This is a genomic window from Azonexus hydrophilus, assembly GCF_905120355.1.
GTDB lineage: Bacteria > Pseudomonadota > Gammaproteobacteria > Burkholderiales > Rhodocyclaceae > Azonexus.
Genome location: NZ_CAJHOB010000002.1, coordinates 40,790 through 55,535 on the forward strand (window position 1 = coordinate 40,790; position 14,746 = coordinate 55,535).

Sequence of the window (14,746 nt, forward strand, 5' to 3'; positions counted from 1 at the left end):
CATGTTGCAACCGAAACGTCGCAAGTTCCGTAAGGAACACAAAGGGCGTAACGAAGGTCTGGCAACCCGTGGCGCTGACGTCTCCTTCGGCGAATGGGGTCTCAAGGCCACCGGTCGCGGTCGTCTGACTGCCCGTCAGATCGAAGCAGCTCGTCGTGCCATGACCCGTCACATCAAGCGTGGCGGCCGGATCTGGATCCGTATTTTCCCGGACAAGCCGATTTCGCGTAAGCCGGCGGAAGTTCGTATGGGTAACGGTAAGGGTAATCCTGAATACTGGGTTGCCGAAATTCAGCCTGGCAAGGTCCTTTATGAAATGGACGGCGTCAATGAGGCTCTGGCTCGCGAGGCGTTCGCCCTGGCAGCCGCCAAGTTGCCGATTTCGACCACCTTCGTGACGCGTCATCTGGGGTAATCATGAAAGCAAGTGAACTGAGAACCAAGAGCGTGGACGAGCTCAAGAAGGAACTGCTGGAGTTGCTGAAGGCACAGTTTGGTCTGCGTATGCAAATCGCAACCCAGCAGCTGTCCAACACCAGCCAAATGTCCAAGGTGCGCCGTGATATCGCGCGGGTTCGTACCCTCATTCGTGAAAAGGCGGTGCAGCAATGAGCGAAACCAATAGCATCAAGCGGACGCTGAGTGGCCGCGTTGTCAGCGACAAGATGGAAAAGACCGTCACTGTCCTGATCGAGCGCAAGGTCAAGCATCCGGTCTATGGCAAGGTGATGGTCCGTTCCAAGAAGTACTCGGCCCATAACGAAGGCAATCTGGCGAAGGCTGGCGATCTGGTTGAGATCGTCGAGACCCGTCCGATCTCCAAGACCAAAGCCTGGGCTGTAACCAAGGTGCTGGAAAAGGCAATCGTAGTTTAATTTTTCCAGATGCTTGCGTAGTCAGTAAAGAAGCCGGTATAATCCGGCTTCTTTTTTGCAAGGCCTTGTGTCGCTGCAAATTTGTTCGACCCCTCGGGGTTCCAAGACTGACCGCGAAGCGGATTAAGTTGGAGTTATTTCAATGATTCAGATGCAAACGACGCTGGACGTCGCCGACAACACCGGCGCGCGTTCAGTTATGTGTATCAAGGTGCTTGGTGGTTCGAAGCGCCGTTACGCAAGTATTGGCGACATCATTAAGGTCAGCATCAAGGATGCTGCGCCGCGTGGCCGCGTCAAGAAGGGCGATGTCTATAACGCCGTGGTGGTTCGTACTGCCAAGGGTGTTCGTCGTCCGGATGGTTCGCTGGTGCGTTTCGATGGCAATGCCGCAGTGTTGCTCAACAACAAGCTGGAGCCGATTGGCACCCGTATCTTCGGGCCGGTGACGCGTGAATTGCGTACCGAGCGTTTCATGAAGATCGTGTCCCTCGCGCCGGAAGTGCTGTAAGGAGAGCGCGATGGAAAAAATCATCAAGGGTGACGAAGTCATCGTTATTACTGGCAAGGATAAGGGTCGTCGTGGCGTGGTTTTGTCGCGAGTCGATGCTGAGCGTGTCCTGGTCGAAGGCGTCAATCGTGTCAAGAAGCACGTCAAGCCGAACCCGATGAAGGGTGTGCAGGGTGGTATTGTCGATAAGGACATGCCTGTTCATATCTCCAACGTTGCGCTGTTCAATCCGGCGACCAAGAAGGCCGATCGTGTCGGCATCAAGGTGCTCGAGGATGGTCGCAAGGTTCGCGTGTTCAAGTCGAACGGCGAACTGGTGAGTGCATAAGGGGTTGTCATGGCACGTTTGCAACAGTTTTATAAAGACACGGTGGTTGCTGAGCTGGTCAAGCAGTTCGGTTACAAGTCCGTGATGGAAGTGCCGCGCATCACCAAGATCACCCTGAACATGGGTGTGGGTGAGGCTGTGGCTGACAAGAAGGTTCTTGAAAACGCCGTTGGTGACATGCAGAAGATTGCAGGTCAGAAGCCGGTGACCACCAAGGCGCGTAAATCAATCGCTGGTTTCAAGATTCGTGATGATTATCCGATTGGTTGCATGGTCACCCTGCGTGGCCCGCGCATGTTCGAGTTCCTCGACCGCCTGGTTACCATCGCCCTGCCGCGCGTGCGCGACTTCCGTGGGGTTGCTGGCAAGGGTTTTGACGGTCAGGGTAACTACAACATGGGTGTCAAGGAGCAGATTATTTTCCCGGAAATCGAGTACGACAAGATCGATGCTCTGCGCGGGATGAATATCAGCATTACGACGACCGCGAAGACGGATGCAGAAGCCAAGGCGCTGCTCACCGCGTTCAAGTTCCCGTTCAAGAATTGAGGCAATCATGGCAAAACTTGCTCTGATCAACCGTGAAGAAAAGCGTCGCATGCTGGTGGCCAAGTTCGCACAAAAGCGGGCTGCCCTGGAGGCGATCATCAATAATGCAAACCTGTCCGATGAAGAGCGTTTTGAAGCGCGTCTGAAGCTGCAGGCTCTGCCGCGCAATGCAAGCCCGTCGCGCTTGCGCAACCGTTGCCAGCTGACCGGTCGTCCGCGTGGTGTGTTCCGTAAGTTTGGTCTGTGCCGCCACAAGATCCGTGAGCTTGCCTTTAATGGCGAGATTCCGGGTGTGGTGAAGGCCAGCTGGTAAGAAGGGGAGATACAGAATGGCAATGTGCGATCCAATCGCGGATATGCTGACCCGCATCCGCAACGCGCAGCTCGCTGAAAAAGCGTCTGTGTCCATGCCGTCGTCCAAGCTCAAGGTGGCTATCGCTGCCGTGCTGAAGGACGAAGGTTACGTCGAAGATTTCGCCGTGCGTCAGTCCGAAGGTAACAAGACCAATCTGGATATCGCGCTCAAGTACTACGCTGGCCGTCCGGTCATCGAGCGTATTGAGCGGGTTTCCAAGCCTGGTTTGCGTATCTACAAGGGCGTCGAAGACATTCCGACCGTGATGAACGGTCTGGGTGTGGCTATCGTCTCCACCCCCAAGGGTGTGATGACCGATCGCAAGGCGCGCGCTTCCCGTGTCGGGGGCGAAGTCCTCTGCATCGTGGCATAAGGAGCGAAGACATGTCTCGTGTAGGTAAGAATCCGATTGTGCTGCCGGCGGGTGTGGAAATCACCCTCGGTGAGCAGATCACCGTCAAGGGCCCGTTGGGTACGCTGCAGATCGCTGCCAACGATGCTGTTGAGGTCAAGAAGGAAGGCCAGGAAATCGTGGTCAGCAAGGTTGAAGGTGCGGTTAACGCCTCCGCCATGTGGGGGACGATGCGTGCCAACCTGAACAACATGGTGACCGGTGTTTCCAAGGGCTTTGAAAAGAAGCTGCAACTTGTTGGCGTGGGCTTCCGTGCCCAGGTGCAAGGTGATGCGGTCAATCTTTCGCTTGGCTTCTCGCATCCGGTCGTGCACCAGATGCCGGCTGGCGTGAAGGTAGAGTGCCCGACGCAGACGGAAGTGGTTGTGAAGGGCGCCGACAAGCAAAAAGTCGGGCAGGTTGCTGCCGAGATTCGTGGTTATCGTCCGCCGGAGCCTTATAAAGGCAAGGGTGTGCGTTACGCCGACGAAACGGTGGTTATCAAGGAAACCAAGAAGAAGTAAGGGTGGCATATGTTTAACAAGAAAGAAGCGCGTTTGCGTCGTGCCCGCAAAACCCGGGCCAAAATCGCCGAGCTCAAAGCTGTGCGCCTGTGCGTCAATCGCACCAACTGCCACATCTACGCCCAGATCATTTCGCCTTGTGGCGGCAAGGTTCTGGCTTCGGCTTCCACGTTGGACAAGAGCGTTCGTGGCGATGTCGCGAATGGTGGTAACAAGGCTGCTGCTGCCGCTATCGGCAAGCTGATCGCCGAGCGTGCCAAGGCCGCTGGTGTCGAGCAGGTGGCCTTTGATCGCTCCGGTCTGCAGTACCACGGTCGGGTCAAGGCGCTGGCGGAAGCTGCGCGCGAAGCCGGCCTGAAGTTCTGATCGCCAAAAGGAATAGGTTAAAAAATGGCTAAACCTGAAAGAAACAAGAAACCGCAGCAGGCGGAAGAGCGTGACGACGGTCTGCGCGAGAAGATGGTTGCGGTCAACCGCGTCACCAAAGTGGTGAAGGGCGGTCGCATCCTCGGTTTCGCAACGCTGACGGTGGTTGGTGATGGTGACGGTGGTATTGGCATGGGTAAGGGCAAGTCCCGCGAAGTGCCGGTTGCTGCCCAGAAGGCAATGGAAGAGGCGCGTCGCAAGATGGCCAAGGTCAGCCTGAAGAACGGTACCGTGCATCACACGGTGATCGGTCGCCATGGTGCAACTTCGGTCATGATCCAGCCAGCGCCGGAAGGTACTGGCATCATCGCTGGCGGTGCCATGCGTGCAGTCTTTGAAGTCGCCGGCGTGACCAACGTCGTGGCCAAAGCTCACGGCTCCACCAATCCCTACAACATCGTGCGCGCCACCATCGACGGTTTGATGAAGGTGAACACCCCGGCTGAAATTGCTGCCAAGCGCGGCAAGACGGTCGAGCAGATTCTGGGGTAAGTCATGTCCGACAAGAAAATCAAAGTGACGCTCGTCAAGAGCGTCATCGGCACCAAGCAGGACCATCGCGCCACCGTGCGCGGTCTGGGTCTGCGCAAGCTGAACAGCTCTGCCGAGCTGCTGGATACGCCGGCAGTGCGCGGCATGATCCAGAAGGTTCAGTATCTCGTCAAGGTTGAGGGTTAAGCCATGCGTCTGAATTCCATCAAGCCTGGTGAAGGCTCCAAGAAGGCCGCCAAGCGGGTCGGTCGCGGCATCGGTTCCGGCCTCGGTAAAACCTGCGGCCGTGGCCACAAAGGTCAGAAATCGCGCTCGGGCGGCTTCCACAAGGTCGGCTTCGAGGGTGGTCAAATGCCTTTGCAGCGTCGCTTGCCGAAGCGCGGCTTCAAGTCGATGACCCGCTCGCGCAACTATGAAGTTCGCCTTAATGAACTGCAGGCGCTGCCGACCGAGGAAATCGATCTGCTCGTGCTGCAGGTTGCCGGCATCGTCCCGGCTGATGCGCTGTCGGCCAAGGTCATCCTGTCGGGCGAAATCGCACGCAAGGTGGTTCTGAAGGGTATCGGCGCGACCAAGGGTGCGAAGGCTGCGATTGAAGCGGCTGGCGGCTCGGTCTCCGAGTAAGGCAAAGAGGTAGAACGTTGGCAGCACATCCCAATACGGTAGCCAAGGGTGGCAAGTTCGGTGATCTGAAACGCCGGTTGTGGTTCCTTCTCGGAGCCTTGGTCGTTTTTCGCATCGGCGCGCATATTCCCGTGCCGGGGATTGATCCCAACGTTCTTGCTGACCTCTTCAATAGCCAGAAGGGCGGCATCCTGGGCATGTTCAACATGTTCTCAGGTGGCGCCTTGTCGCGCTTTACCATCTTCGCTCTGGGGATCATGCCGTACATTTCGGCATCGATCATCATGCAGTTGATGACGGTTGCCAGTCCGCAACTTGAGGCACTGAAAAAGGAAGGCGAGGCTGGCCGGCGCAAGATCACCCAATACACGCGTTACGGTACGGTCGTTCTGGCTCTGTTTCAGGGCATGGGGATCGCCGTAGCGCTCGAGGGGCAGGCGGGTCTGGTCAATGACCCTGGCTTCATGTTCCGCCTGACCACTGTCTCGACTCTCTTGACTGGCACCATGTTCCTGATGTGGTTGGGAGAGCAGATCACCGAGCGCGGTCTGGGGAATGGCATTTCCATCATCATCTTCGCCGGTATTGCCGCAGGTCTGCCCAGCGCCATTGGCGGTTTGTTCGAGTTGGTGCGTACGGGCGGCATGCATCCGTTGGTGGCCATTATCATTTGTATCCTGGTGGTTGTGGTTACCGCGTTCGTTGTCTTCGTGGAACGCGGTCAGCGCAAGATTCTGGTGAACTACGCCAAGCGTCAGGTTGGAAACAAGGTATATGGGGGGCAAAGTTCCCATCTGCCGCTGAAGCTGAACATGTCTGGCGTGATTCCGCCGATCTTTGCATCCTCGATCATTCTCTTCCCGGCAACGCTCGCGGGCTGGTTTGGCTCGGGTGATTCAATGACCTGGCTGAAGGATATTGCAGCGGTGCTGTCTCCAGGTCAGCCGGTGTATGTCATGTTGTACGCTGCGGCCATCATCTTCTTCTGTTTCTTCTATACCGCGCTGGTTTTTAATTCCAAGGAAACCGCCGACAACCTGAAGAAGAGTGGTGCGTTTGTGCCAGGTATTCGTCCAGGAGAGCAGACAGCGCGTTACATCGACAAGATTCTGATGCGTTTGACTCTGGTCGGGGCTGCCTATATCACGTTGGTGTGCCTGCTGCCGGAATTCCTGATCCTGAAATGGAACGTCCCCTTCTACTTTGGTGGAACATCGCTCCTGATTCTGGTGGTGGTGACTATGGATTTCATGTCCCAGGTACAGGCCTACGTGATGTCGCACCAGTATGAAAGCCTGCTCAAGAAAGCAAACTTCAAGGGTTCCCCTGTGCTCAAGTAAGCAAGATGGCTAAAGAAGATTACATCGAAATGCAAGGTGAGGTCATTGAAAACCTCCCCAACGCAACCTTCAAGGTGAAGCTTGAAAATGGTCATGTCGTGCTCGGTTTCATTTCCGGCAAGATGCGAATGCACTATATCCGCATCCTGCCGGGCGACAAGGTCACCGTTCAGCTCACCCCGTACGATTTAAGCAAGGCGCGGATCGTCTTCCGGGCCAAGTAACAGTTCTCTACGCAATAAACCGCAGGGCCAGGAATCACGGCTGCTTCCAAACCCCGCACGAGGAGTCATCCATGAAAGTTCAACCTTCCGTGAAGTGTATCTGCCGCAATTGCAAGGTGATTCGTCGCAAGGGCGTCGTTCGCATCATTTGCAAGGATCCGCGTCATAAGCAGCGCCAGGGTTAATCCTGAGTGCCGGTATCTTTATTTTTAATATTGGAGTGAATCAATGGCCCGTATTGCAGGGGTAAACATTCCGAACCATCAGCATGCCTGTATCGCCTTGACAGCGATTTATGGCATCGGCCGTACCCGCGCCCAGAAAATCTGTGACGCGGCTGGCGTTGGTCGTACCACCAAAATGAAAGACGTCTCCGATGCGGAGATGGAGCGCCTGCGTGACGAAGTCGCCAAGTACACCGTCGAAGGTGACTTGCGCCGCGAAGTCACCATGAGCATCAAGCGCTTGATGGACCTGGGTTGCTACCGCGGCCTGCGTCACCGCAAGGGCCTGCCCTGCCGTGGTCAGCGCACCAAGACCAATGCCCGCACCCGCAAAGGGCCGCGTAAGGCCATTGCTGGCAAGAAGTGATAAGGACGGAACATGGCTAAGACAGCTACCAAAGTTCGCAAGAAGGTCAAAAAGAACGTTGCAGAAGGTATCGCACACGTTCACGCCTCCTTCAATAACACCATCATTACCATCACCGATCGCCAGGGCAATACGCTCTCCTGGGCTACGTCGGGTGGTGCCGGTTTCCGCGGTTCGCGTAAATCGACACCGTTCGCCGCTCAGGTTGCCGCTGAAAATGCAGGCAAGGCTGCTCAGGAATGTGGCGTCAAGAACCTCGAAGTGCGTATCAAGGGCCCTGGCCCGGGTCGTGAGTCTTCGGTTCGTGCCCTCAACGCCCTGGGTATGAAGATCACTGCAATTTCCGACGTGACGCCGGTGCCGCACAACGGCTGCCGTCCGCCGAAAAAGCGCCGCATCTAAGGAGAAAGACAAGTGGCTCGTAATCTCGATCCGAAATGCCGTCAGTGCCGCCGCGAAGGCGAAAAGCTCTTCCTGAAGGGCGAAAAGTGCTTCACCGATAAGTGTGCCATCGAACGCCGTGCCTATGCGCCGGGTCAGCATGGTCAGAAATCGGGTGCCCGTCTGTCTGACTACGGTGTGCATCTGCGCGCCAAGCAGAAGATTCGTCGTGTCTATGGCGTTCTTGAAGGTCAGTTCCGTCGTACCTTTGCCGAAGCCGAGCGCCGTAAGGGGCAGACCGGTGAAAACCTGCTGCAACTGCTGGAAGCCCGCCTTGATTCGGTTGCTTACCGCATGGGTTTTGGCATTTCGCGCGCTGAATCCCGTCAGGTCGTGCGCCACAATGGCGTGCTGGTCAACGGTAAGCGTGTGAATATCCCGTCCTATATCGTCAAGCCGGGTGATGTGGTGCAACTGACTGATCGCTCGCGTGCCTCCCTGCGTTGCAAGGCTGCGCTGGAAGCCGCCGAGTCGCGTGGTTTCCCGGAGTGGATCTCGGTTGACGTGAAGGAAGGCAAGGGCACATTCAAGGCCATGCCGCAGCGTTCGGAACTTTCGCCGACCCTGAATGAAGGTCTGGTCATCGAACTTTATTCGAAGTAACCCGCAAGCAGAGGAACTTAGCCCATGCAAAGCAGTGGACTTCTCAAGCCCCGCATCATTGACGTGCAGAGTGTGTCGCCGGTCGAAGCCAAGGTCATCATGGAGCCGTTTGAACGCGGTTTCGGACATACCCTTGGCAACGCCCTGCGCCGTATCCTGCTGTCGTCGATGCCGGGCTACGCCCCGACCGAAGTGTCGATTGACGGGGTGTTGCACGAGTATTCGTCGATCGACAACGTGCAGGAAGACGTGGTCGACATTCTCCTTAACCTGAAGGGCGTGGTGTTCAAGCTGCACAACCGCGAGGTAGTCAGCCTGAAGCTTAACAAGGAAGGGGAAGGTCCGGTTTGCGCTGGCGATATCGAGCTGCCGCACGATGTCGAAATCATCAATCCAGAACACGTCATTGCCCATCTTTCCGCAGGCGGCAAGCTCGCCATGGAAATCAAGGTGGAAAAAGGGCGTGGTTATGTGCCTGGCAACATGCGCAATCTGGGTGATTCCAAAACTATCGGTCAGATGGTGCTGGATGCATCCTTTAGCCCGGTTCGTCGCGTAGCTTACGCGGTTGAAGCGGCGCGTGTGGAACAGCGTACCGACCTCGACAAGTTGATCGTCGATATCGAAACCAACGGCATTGTCGAACCGGAAGAGGCTATCCGCTACGCTGCACGCGTGCTGATCGAGCAGCTTTCGGTCTTCGCTGATCTGGAAGGTACGGCACCGGTTGCGGAAGCGGCCAAGCCGACCCAGGTTGATCCGGTGCTGCTGCGGCCGGTTGACGATCTCGAACTGACGGTGCGTTCGGCAAACTGCCTGAAGGCAGAAAACATCTACTATATCGGTGACCTGATCCAGCGCACCGAGAACGAGTTGTTGAAAACGCCGAATCTGGGTCGCAAATCGTTGAATGAAATCAAGGAAGTGCTTGCCGCGCGTGGCCTCACGCTGGGCATGAAACTGGAAAATTGGCCGCCTGCTGGTCTTGACAAGGCGTAAGCCTTGACATGAACAGGCTGCCAAGGGACGCCTGCAGAACATAGAAAGGATTAACCATGCGTCACCGTAATGGTCTTCGTAAACTGAACCGCACCAGCAGCCATCGCCTGGCGATGCTGCGCAACATGGCGGTTTCCCTGCTTCGTCATGAAGCAATCAAAACCACTCTGCCCAAGGCCAAGGAATTGCGCCGTGTGGTTGAGCCGCTGATCACGCTGGGCAAAAATCCGACGCTGGCTAACAAGCGTCTGGCGTTTGACCGTCTGCGCGATCGTGAAATCGTCGTCAAACTGTTCGCCGAGATCGGGCCGCGCTACGCGACTCGTCCGGGTGGCTATCTGCGTATCCTGAAGTGCGGTTTCCGCGTGGGCGATAATGCACCGATGGCGTTTGTCGAACTGGTTGATCGTCCGGAAAATTCGGAAGCGGTTGAAGTGGAAGAAAACAGCGCGGAATAACCACCTCGTGTTGAAATAAAAAAACCGGCGCAGGCCGGTTTTTTTATTTCCTGAATTTTTCTGGCATGCAGTCACTAGTGCCGAGTGAGTGTGGCAGTGGAATCAGCTCAGGTGCTCCTGCTGCTGCAGAGCCCACATGCGGGCATAGGTGCCGCCGCGCGCCAGCAATTCTGAATGGCGGCCCTGTTCGATAATCTGTCCGTTGTCCATGACCAGGATAGTGTCGGCCTGCATGATGGTGGACAGCCGGTGGGCAATAATAAGACTGGTACGGCCGCGGGATGCCAGTTCCAGTTCATTCTGAATTGCCCGCTCTGTCTTGGAGTCGAGTGCAGAGGTGGCTTCGTCGAAGATCAGCAGCTGTGGATTCTTGAGTAAGGCACGGGCAATGGCGACGCGCTGTTTTTCGCCGCCAGACAGTTTCAACCCACGTTCCCCAACCTGCGTCTGGTAGCCGTCAGGCAGACTTTCGATGAACTGGTGCAAGTGGGCCGCCTGTGCGGCCTGATAGACGTCGGTGTCAGACGCTTCAGGGCGCCCATAGCGGATGTTGTAGAGGATGGACTCATTGAACAGCACCGTATCCTGCGGCACGATACCGATGGCTGCGCGCAGGCTGGCCTGCGTAAGATTGCGGATATCTTCGCCGTTGATGCGTACGCTGCCCCCTTGTACGTCGTAAAAACGGTAAAGCAAGCGCGCCAGCGTCGATTTGCCGGAACCTGATGCGCCAACGACGGCCACGTTTTTACCTGCTGGAATCTGAAAGCTGATGCCGTGCAGGATGGTTCGTTTGCTGTCATAGGCAAAATCGACGGCACAAAATTCGACTGTCACCGGGGAATGCGCCGAGAGTGTCTGCGCGTCTGCGCGATCAACAATTTCCCGTTCGCTGCCGAGTAAGGCAAACATGCGCTCAATGTCCGCTAGCGCCTGGCGAATTTCCCGGTACACAATTCCCAGGAAATTCATCGGAATATAGAGCTGGATCAGAAAGGCATTGACCAGTACCAGATCTCCGATGGTCATGCTGCCATCAACTACGCCGGCTGCGGCATGCCACATCATTGCAGTCACCCCGAGGGCGATGATGCCTTGTTGCCCGAGGTTGAGGTAGGCAAGCGTTGTCTGACTACGCACGCTGGCGGCTTCCAGCTGCACGAGCTGGGCATCGTAGCGTTGTGCTTCCCAGTGCTCGTTATTGAAATATTTGACAGTCTCATAATTTATCAGACTATCAATGGCGCGACTGTTGGCGGCACTGTCGTTTTCGTTGACGGCGCGCCGGATGTTGATGCGCCAGTCACTCACCTTGACCGTAAAAACCACGTAGGCGGTAAGGGAGGCCAGGGTGATCAGGACAAAGATGATGTCGTAGCGGACAAAGAGGATGCCGAGGACCAGGAACACTTCGATCAGCGTGGGCAGGATGGAGTAGAGCGTGTAGGAAATCAGGCTGGAGATGGAGCGCGTGCCCCGTTCGAGGTCGCGCGAGATGCCGCCGGTCTGGCGTGCCAAATGAAAGCGCAGCGACAGATTATGCAGATGTTGGAATACCTCCAGTGCGACGCGCCGGATCACACGTTGCGTCACGCGTGCAAACAGGATTTCACGCAACTCGGTAAAGAGCGAAGTAGAAAAGCGTAAAACGCCATACAGCGACAGGAGCAGCACCGGCAATGCCAACCGACTGTCCGCAAAGGAATCGATCATCTCCTTGAAGACGAGTGGGACGCCGACATTGGCGATTTTTGCTAGAACCAGACAGGCAAGTGCGGCAAGAATGCGCCCTCGGTACTGCCAGAGATAGGGAAACAGGGTACGCAGTGTCTGCCGAATGTGCAGGCGAGTGTTGGTTGAAGCAGCAGGTGGCGGACTGGTACGGCGCATGGACTAATCGGAGCGAACAAGGAAGCTGGAGTATAGGGAAAGCACGGGCAGCGTAGTGAATTGCGCCGGCAAAATGGACTTAGGGGTATGTGCTGCTTGCGACAGGCTACTAAAAACCGAGGGTGGCACGATCTGAAAGTTCAGAAAATATGTGGAAATGGAATAAAATCGGGCACCTTGAAAGTGCTGCGCGCGGCGCACACGCTGCCGAATGGAATGAGTGACATGAAGCAAAACATGAAGATGCAAAAACTGCCGGCCTTGCTGCTGGGCGTTACGATGACCACCGCTGGGACTGCCGCTGCGGCAGGGTTTCAGGCATGGGAACAGAGTGCCAGTGGGTTGGGCGTGGCGTATGCGGGATCGGCCGCAGTGGCAAACGATGCATCAACCGTGTTCTACAATCCGGCTGGGATGGCGAATCTTCCCGGCGTGCATTTCTCGACGGGTGTTGTCGGTGTCAATGAGCAGCGCGAATTTCGTGGGGCCGGCGGGCGTTCCGGTGGGGAAGCCGGGGAGCCTTACGTTATTCCGAATGCCTACATGAGTTGGCAGATCACGCCGCAACTCACCGCGGGCCTCGGCGTATCACGCCCGTACATGCTCGATCTCGATTACAAGGCGGGCTGGCAGGGTGATGCGACTGTGCGGCGGACGGAAATCCGGACGGTCAATTTCAATCCCGCACTGGCTTACAAGCTGAGCGACAAGGTGGCGTTGGGACTGGGGCTGAATTACCAGCAGCTCGATTGGCGCCTGACCAGCGCGACGTCGAATACCAAAGCTGACGACAGCGCTGTGGGGTGGAATGTGGGTGCGTTGTTCACCCTGTCACCGGCCATGCGCGTGGGCGTGGCCTATCGCTCAAAAATCGAACACGACCTCTCCGGGCGGCAAAATGGTGCGGCTTTCAAGGGCGATCTGGATACGCCGGCCAGTCTGACACTCTCCGTCTGGCAGCAGGTTTCTGACCGCTGGGAAGCCATGGGCGATCTGTCCTACACGCACTGGAAATCGATCGATGGCTACGACCTGGATAACGCCTGGCGTTTCGCCTGGGGGGCAGCGTACAAGTTCAACCCGCGCGGCAAGATCAAGTTTGGTATTGCCTATGATCATGCTCCGATGGGTAAGCACAAGCGCATTGCAGCGCTGCCGGATAACGACCGCTTGTGGTTCTCCCTCGGTGGGCAATGGACCTTCGGCAAGGCCAGCGTGCTCGATGTTGGCTATGCCTACCAATATCTGCGCGACGGCAAGGTGGCTGACGGCGCTGTGGTGGGTCGTTATGAAGGGAGTGGCCACGTGCTTGGCGTGCAGTACGCCATCGGCTTCTAAATCTTAGTCACAGGGATGCTGAGTTTCGGCGGAGCAGGACTGGAGATCGCCGGGTGGCACGTTGGTTTGCGGGAAGCAGTCCTGTTGCTCATCGTTCTTCTGGCGTTCTACATTGGCCGGGTATTGTGGCGGATGCGCCATATTGCTGCGCCGCCGGAAAGGACGGCACAGCAGGCCAGCGCACCAGCGCCAGCCGCCGCCCTGTCTGCCATGGCGGAGGAAACTGCACAGCCGGTGCGGGTGGAGGCCCTGAACTTGGTGGCTGGGGTGGCGTCAGGGCCTGAGCTGGCGCACATGGAGCGAGAAATATCCTTGCTGCGCGAAGAGGTGGATATCCTGCGCAGCGAACTGGCCGCCCTGCGCAACGACATGCAGCATGATCTGGCGCAAGTTCGTGTCGCCCAGAATGTTTCCCCTCTGTACGGGGATGCGATGCAGATGGCTGTGGCCGGGCACTCGGCCGAAATGATTGCCGAGCGCTGCGGCATTGCCCGCGCCGAGGCGGAGCTGGTTGTCGCGTTGACGCAAAGCCAGGCAGCAGCACAACACATGCAGCGGGGTGATGAATATGGTGGATGAAATACGCACTGCGGCCCCAGTCGCTGGCGCCGAGAATCTGGATCTACGGCGGCAGCTGATCAAGCGACTGACCATGGCGGGTGGTCTGGTCGCGTTATTGCTGGCCTTGCTGGCGTTGTTCGATCACCTCTCGCAGCCGGCCGAGGAAGTGGAGATGCCGGAATTCACGGAAACCGTACCTGTGGCACCCAAGAAAGTGCTGACACAGCCGGTATCCGCGCCGCCTGATGAGCCCGGCAATGCTGCGGAAACTGCGGAGACGGCTAGCGCCGAAACGGCACTGGCCGAGGAGGCGCCGCCCCCTCCCGTTGTTGCGGCAACACCTGAGCCCTCGCCACTAGCCGAGCAGCCACCAGCTGGTGCGCCACGTCGGCCAGTTGACAGAAAAGCCCCTGTGGAGACGGTCGTGCCTGAAGGGACAACGGCTCCGCCCATCCTGGTGGAGCCAGCGGCCAGGCCAGAGCCAAGGGAACGCATTGAAAACCGCGGCGAGTCTACGGCAGTTACCAGCCGCCCTGCCCGGGTGGTTGAAGTGACGCCACCGCCGGTGCGTCCGGCGCGCCAGGTTGAAGGTTTCCTGCTGCAAGCCGGCGTCTTTACCAGTGCTGAGCGGGCAGAGGAGTTGCACGCTAAACTGACCTTGAATGGAATTCCGACCCAGGTCGAAACCCGGGTTCAGGTCGGTCCTTTTCATACCCGCCAGGAAGCACTCGCCGCACAGGCCAAGTTGAAAGCTCTGGGTATCGACAGCTTGCTGGTCATGCCCAAGGGGACACGCTGACTTCAGGTGTCCAGGTTGTTCACATTTTCAAGGAATTCACCATGACTCGCAGCATCATCGCCACCTCCCGTGCTCCCGCCGCCATCGGAACCTATTCACAGGCGATACGTGTGGGGGATACAGTTTATCTGTCCGGCCAGATCGGTCTGGACCCGGCCAGCATGCAGATGGTTGACGGTATCGATGCCCAGATCGAGCGCGTCTTCGAGAATCTCAAGGCGGTGGCGGAAGCGGCCGGCGGTTCCCTGAGCGATGTGGTGAAGCTCAATGTGTATCTGACTGACCTGGGCAATTTCGCCAAGGTCAATGAGTGCATGGCCCGCTATTTCAGCGAACCGTTTCCGGCTCGTGCTGCGGTCGGCGTCAAGGAATTGCCGCGCGCGGCGCTGGTGGAAGCCGATGCGGTGATGGTCATCGCTTAAGGCGC

The 14,746-nt window shown here is 57.3% G+C and carries 26 protein-coding genes; 25 read left to right on the top strand and 1 reads right to left on the bottom strand.

The genetic code is table 11. From position 1 onward, the window contains the following. Window position 1 precedes the first annotated feature (1 nt). The 21 genes from rplP (at window position 2) to rplQ (ending at window position 9,731) form a co-directional block, all read left to right on the top strand. Window positions 2–415: a 50S ribosomal protein L16 gene (gene rplP / locus JYJ39_RS01565; RefSeq protein WP_205201529.1), complete on the top strand. Its 414-nt coding sequence runs from the start codon at window positions 2–4 to the stop codon at window positions 413–415. A 2-nt stretch (window positions 416–417) separates the two neighbouring features. After that, a complete protein-coding gene (gene rpmC, locus JYJ39_RS01570) occupies window positions 418–612 on the top strand; it encodes a 50S ribosomal protein L29 (RefSeq protein ID WP_205201530.1) in 195 nt (64 codons plus the stop codon). Beyond that, window positions 609–875, top strand: a complete 267-nt coding sequence (gene rpsQ, locus JYJ39_RS01575; RefSeq protein WP_205201531.1) for a 30S ribosomal protein S17 — start codon at window positions 609–611, stop codon at window positions 873–875. Before rpmC ends, rpsQ begins: the two co-directional genes overlap by 4 nt. Before the next feature lie 142 nt (window positions 876–1,017). Then, window positions 1,018–1,386: a 50S ribosomal protein L14 gene (gene rplN / locus JYJ39_RS01580; RefSeq protein WP_119489289.1), complete on the top strand. Its 369-nt coding sequence runs from the start codon at window positions 1,018–1,020 to the stop codon at window positions 1,384–1,386. Between the two features lie 10 nt (window positions 1,387–1,396). Then, on the top strand, window positions 1,397–1,714 hold the full coding sequence (gene rplX, locus JYJ39_RS01585; RefSeq protein WP_205201532.1) for a 50S ribosomal protein L24: 318 nt from the start codon (window positions 1,397–1,399) through the stop codon (window positions 1,712–1,714). Window positions 1,715–1,723: 9 nt separating this feature from the next. Further along, entirely contained in the window at window positions 1,724–2,263 is a 540-nt protein-coding gene (gene rplE, locus JYJ39_RS01590; RefSeq protein ID WP_205201533.1) for a 50S ribosomal protein L5, read from the top strand. A 7-nt stretch (window positions 2,264–2,270) separates the two neighbouring features. Beyond that, complete coding sequence (gene rpsN, locus JYJ39_RS01595; RefSeq protein ID WP_205201535.1) at window positions 2,271–2,576, top strand: 30S ribosomal protein S14; 306 nt, start codon at window positions 2,271–2,273, stop codon at window positions 2,574–2,576. 16 nt (window positions 2,577–2,592) lie between these two features. After that, on the top strand, window positions 2,593–2,991 hold the full coding sequence (rpsH, locus tag JYJ39_RS01600; RefSeq protein ID WP_205201536.1) for a 30S ribosomal protein S8: 399 nt from the start codon (window positions 2,593–2,595) through the stop codon (window positions 2,989–2,991). Window positions 2,992–3,002: 11 nt separating this feature from the next. Further along, entirely contained in the window at window positions 3,003–3,533 is a 531-nt protein-coding gene (gene rplF, locus JYJ39_RS01605) for a 50S ribosomal protein L6 (protein WP_205201538.1), read from the top strand. 9 nt (window positions 3,534–3,542) lie between these two features. Continuing rightward, the gene (gene rplR / locus JYJ39_RS01610) at window positions 3,543–3,899 is read left to right on the top strand and encodes a 50S ribosomal protein L18 (protein WP_205201540.1); all 357 of its coding nucleotides are present in this window, start codon (window positions 3,543–3,545) and stop codon (window positions 3,897–3,899) included. Between the two features lie 24 nt (window positions 3,900–3,923). After that, window positions 3,924–4,451: a 30S ribosomal protein S5 gene (gene rpsE, locus JYJ39_RS01615; RefSeq protein ID WP_205201542.1), complete on the top strand. Its 528-nt coding sequence runs from the start codon at window positions 3,924–3,926 to the stop codon at window positions 4,449–4,451. 3 nt (window positions 4,452–4,454) lie between these two features. Further along, window positions 4,455–4,637 carry a 50S ribosomal protein L30 gene (gene rpmD, locus JYJ39_RS01620; RefSeq protein ID WP_205201544.1) on the top strand — a complete coding sequence of 61 codons (183 nt, stop codon included), beginning with the start codon at window positions 4,455–4,457 and terminating at the stop codon, window positions 4,635–4,637. A 3-nt stretch (window positions 4,638–4,640) separates the two neighbouring features. After that, the gene (rplO, locus tag JYJ39_RS01625; RefSeq protein WP_205201546.1) at window positions 4,641–5,075 is read left to right on the top strand and encodes a 50S ribosomal protein L15; all 435 of its coding nucleotides are present in this window, start codon (window positions 4,641–4,643) and stop codon (window positions 5,073–5,075) included. A 17-nt stretch (window positions 5,076–5,092) separates the two neighbouring features. Continuing rightward, window positions 5,093–6,415, top strand: a complete 1,323-nt coding sequence (gene secY / locus JYJ39_RS01630; RefSeq protein ID WP_205201548.1) for a preprotein translocase subunit SecY — start codon at window positions 5,093–5,095, stop codon at window positions 6,413–6,415. Window positions 6,416–6,420: 5 nt separating this feature from the next. Beyond that, window positions 6,421–6,639, top strand: a complete 219-nt coding sequence (gene infA / locus JYJ39_RS01635) for a translation initiation factor IF-1 (protein ID WP_028994205.1) — start codon at window positions 6,421–6,423, stop codon at window positions 6,637–6,639. Between the two features lie 71 nt (window positions 6,640–6,710). After that, a complete protein-coding gene (rpmJ, locus tag JYJ39_RS01640) occupies window positions 6,711–6,824 on the top strand; it encodes a 50S ribosomal protein L36 (RefSeq protein ID WP_205201551.1) in 114 nt (37 codons plus the stop codon). Window positions 6,825–6,867: 43 nt separating this feature from the next. Continuing rightward, window positions 6,868–7,230 carry a 30S ribosomal protein S13 gene (gene rpsM / locus JYJ39_RS01645; protein WP_205201552.1) on the top strand — a complete coding sequence of 121 codons (363 nt, stop codon included), beginning with the start codon at window positions 6,868–6,870 and terminating at the stop codon, window positions 7,228–7,230. 12 nt (window positions 7,231–7,242) lie between these two features. Beyond that, window positions 7,243–7,632, top strand: coding sequence for a 30S ribosomal protein S11 (gene rpsK / locus JYJ39_RS01650; RefSeq protein ID WP_205201553.1), 390 nt, complete (start codon window positions 7,243–7,245; stop codon window positions 7,630–7,632). A 12-nt stretch (window positions 7,633–7,644) separates the two neighbouring features. Then, window positions 7,645–8,274, top strand: a complete 630-nt coding sequence (gene rpsD / locus JYJ39_RS01655; RefSeq protein ID WP_205201555.1) for a 30S ribosomal protein S4 — start codon at window positions 7,645–7,647, stop codon at window positions 8,272–8,274. Between the two features lie 24 nt (window positions 8,275–8,298). Next, the gene (locus JYJ39_RS01660; RefSeq protein WP_205201557.1) at window positions 8,299–9,273 is read left to right on the top strand and encodes a DNA-directed RNA polymerase subunit alpha; all 975 of its coding nucleotides are present in this window, start codon (window positions 8,299–8,301) and stop codon (window positions 9,271–9,273) included. 56 nt (window positions 9,274–9,329) lie between these two features. Further along, a complete protein-coding gene (rplQ, locus tag JYJ39_RS01665) occupies window positions 9,330–9,731 on the top strand; it encodes a 50S ribosomal protein L17 (RefSeq protein WP_205201560.1) in 402 nt (133 codons plus the stop codon). Window positions 9,732–9,833: 102 nt separating this feature from the next. On the opposite strand, the gene JYJ39_RS01670 is transcribed toward rplQ, so the two are convergent. Then, the gene (locus tag JYJ39_RS01670) at window positions 9,834–11,621 is read right to left on the bottom strand and encodes an ABCB family ABC transporter ATP-binding protein/permease (protein ID WP_205201561.1); all 1,788 of its coding nucleotides are present in this window, start codon (window positions 11,619–11,621) and stop codon (window positions 9,834–9,836) included. A gap of 237 nt (window positions 11,622–11,858) precedes the next feature. Here JYJ39_RS01670 and JYJ39_RS01675 point away from each other — a divergent pair, with 237 nt between their 5' ends. From JYJ39_RS01675 to JYJ39_RS01690, 4 genes are all read left to right on the top strand, one after another. Beyond that, on the top strand, window positions 11,859–12,959 hold the full coding sequence (locus tag JYJ39_RS01675; RefSeq protein WP_205201562.1) for an OmpP1/FadL family transporter: 1,101 nt from the start codon (window positions 11,859–11,861) through the stop codon (window positions 12,957–12,959). 84 nt (window positions 12,960–13,043) lie between these two features. Continuing rightward, window positions 13,044–13,538 (top strand): DUF2802 domain-containing protein, encoded by a 495-nt coding sequence (locus JYJ39_RS01680; RefSeq protein WP_205201563.1) that lies wholly within the window; start codon window positions 13,044–13,046, stop codon window positions 13,536–13,538. Beyond that, complete coding sequence (locus JYJ39_RS01685; protein ID WP_205201564.1) at window positions 13,522–14,319, top strand: SPOR domain-containing protein; 798 nt, start codon at window positions 13,522–13,524, stop codon at window positions 14,317–14,319. The genes JYJ39_RS01680 and JYJ39_RS01685 overlap by 17 nt, the downstream gene beginning before the upstream one ends. Before the next feature lie 41 nt (window positions 14,320–14,360). Continuing rightward, window positions 14,361–14,741: a RidA family protein gene (locus tag JYJ39_RS01690; protein WP_205201565.1), complete on the top strand. Its 381-nt coding sequence runs from the start codon at window positions 14,361–14,363 to the stop codon at window positions 14,739–14,741. The last annotated feature ends 5 nt before the right edge of the window (window positions 14,742–14,746 follow it).

Coding starts and splice junctions, on each gene's coding strand:
- JYJ39_RS01670 (WP_205201561.1), bottom strand. CDS start 11,621: ATGCGCCGTACCAGTCCGCCACCTGCTGCTTCAACCAACACTCGCCTG.
- JYJ39_RS01675 (WP_205201562.1), top strand. CDS start 11,859: ATGAAGATGCAAAAACTGCCGGCCTTGCTGCTGGGCGTTACGATGACC.
- rplF (WP_205201538.1), top strand. CDS start 3,003: ATGTCTCGTGTAGGTAAGAATCCGATTGTGCTGCCGGCGGGTGTGGAA.
- rplE (WP_205201533.1), top strand. CDS start 1,724: ATGGCACGTTTGCAACAGTTTTATAAAGACACGGTGGTTGCTGAGCTG.
- rpmJ (WP_205201551.1), top strand. CDS start 6,711: ATGAAAGTTCAACCTTCCGTGAAGTGTATCTGCCGCAATTGCAAGGTG.
- JYJ39_RS01690 (WP_205201565.1), top strand. CDS start 14,361: ATGACTCGCAGCATCATCGCCACCTCCCGTGCTCCCGCCGCCATCGGA.
- rpmD (WP_205201544.1), top strand. CDS start 4,455: ATGTCCGACAAGAAAATCAAAGTGACGCTCGTCAAGAGCGTCATCGGC.
- rplR (WP_205201540.1), top strand. CDS start 3,543: ATGTTTAACAAGAAAGAAGCGCGTTTGCGTCGTGCCCGCAAAACCCGG.
- JYJ39_RS01660 (WP_205201557.1), top strand. CDS start 8,299: ATGCAAAGCAGTGGACTTCTCAAGCCCCGCATCATTGACGTGCAGAGT.
- rpsQ (WP_205201531.1), top strand. CDS start 609: ATGAGCGAAACCAATAGCATCAAGCGGACGCTGAGTGGCCGCGTTGTC.
- rpsE (WP_205201542.1), top strand. CDS start 3,924: ATGGCTAAACCTGAAAGAAACAAGAAACCGCAGCAGGCGGAAGAGCGT.
- JYJ39_RS01685 (WP_205201564.1), top strand. CDS start 13,522: ATGAATATGGTGGATGAAATACGCACTGCGGCCCCAGTCGCTGGCGCC.
- rplP (WP_205201529.1), top strand. CDS start 2: ATGTTGCAACCGAAACGTCGCAAGTTCCGTAAGGAACACAAAGGGCGT.
- rplQ (WP_205201560.1), top strand. CDS start 9,330: ATGCGTCACCGTAATGGTCTTCGTAAACTGAACCGCACCAGCAGCCAT.
- rpmC (WP_205201530.1), top strand. CDS start 418: ATGAAAGCAAGTGAACTGAGAACCAAGAGCGTGGACGAGCTCAAGAAG.
- rplN (WP_119489289.1), top strand. CDS start 1,018: ATGATTCAGATGCAAACGACGCTGGACGTCGCCGACAACACCGGCGCG.
- rpsN (WP_205201535.1), top strand. CDS start 2,271: ATGGCAAAACTTGCTCTGATCAACCGTGAAGAAAAGCGTCGCATGCTG.
- rplO (WP_205201546.1), top strand. CDS start 4,641: ATGCGTCTGAATTCCATCAAGCCTGGTGAAGGCTCCAAGAAGGCCGCC.
- infA (WP_028994205.1), top strand. CDS start 6,421: ATGGCTAAAGAAGATTACATCGAAATGCAAGGTGAGGTCATTGAAAAC.
- rpsK (WP_205201553.1), top strand. CDS start 7,243: ATGGCTAAGACAGCTACCAAAGTTCGCAAGAAGGTCAAAAAGAACGTT.
- rpsH (WP_205201536.1), top strand. CDS start 2,593: ATGGCAATGTGCGATCCAATCGCGGATATGCTGACCCGCATCCGCAAC.
- rplX (WP_205201532.1), top strand. CDS start 1,397: ATGGAAAAAATCATCAAGGGTGACGAAGTCATCGTTATTACTGGCAAG.
- rpsM (WP_205201552.1), top strand. CDS start 6,868: ATGGCCCGTATTGCAGGGGTAAACATTCCGAACCATCAGCATGCCTGT.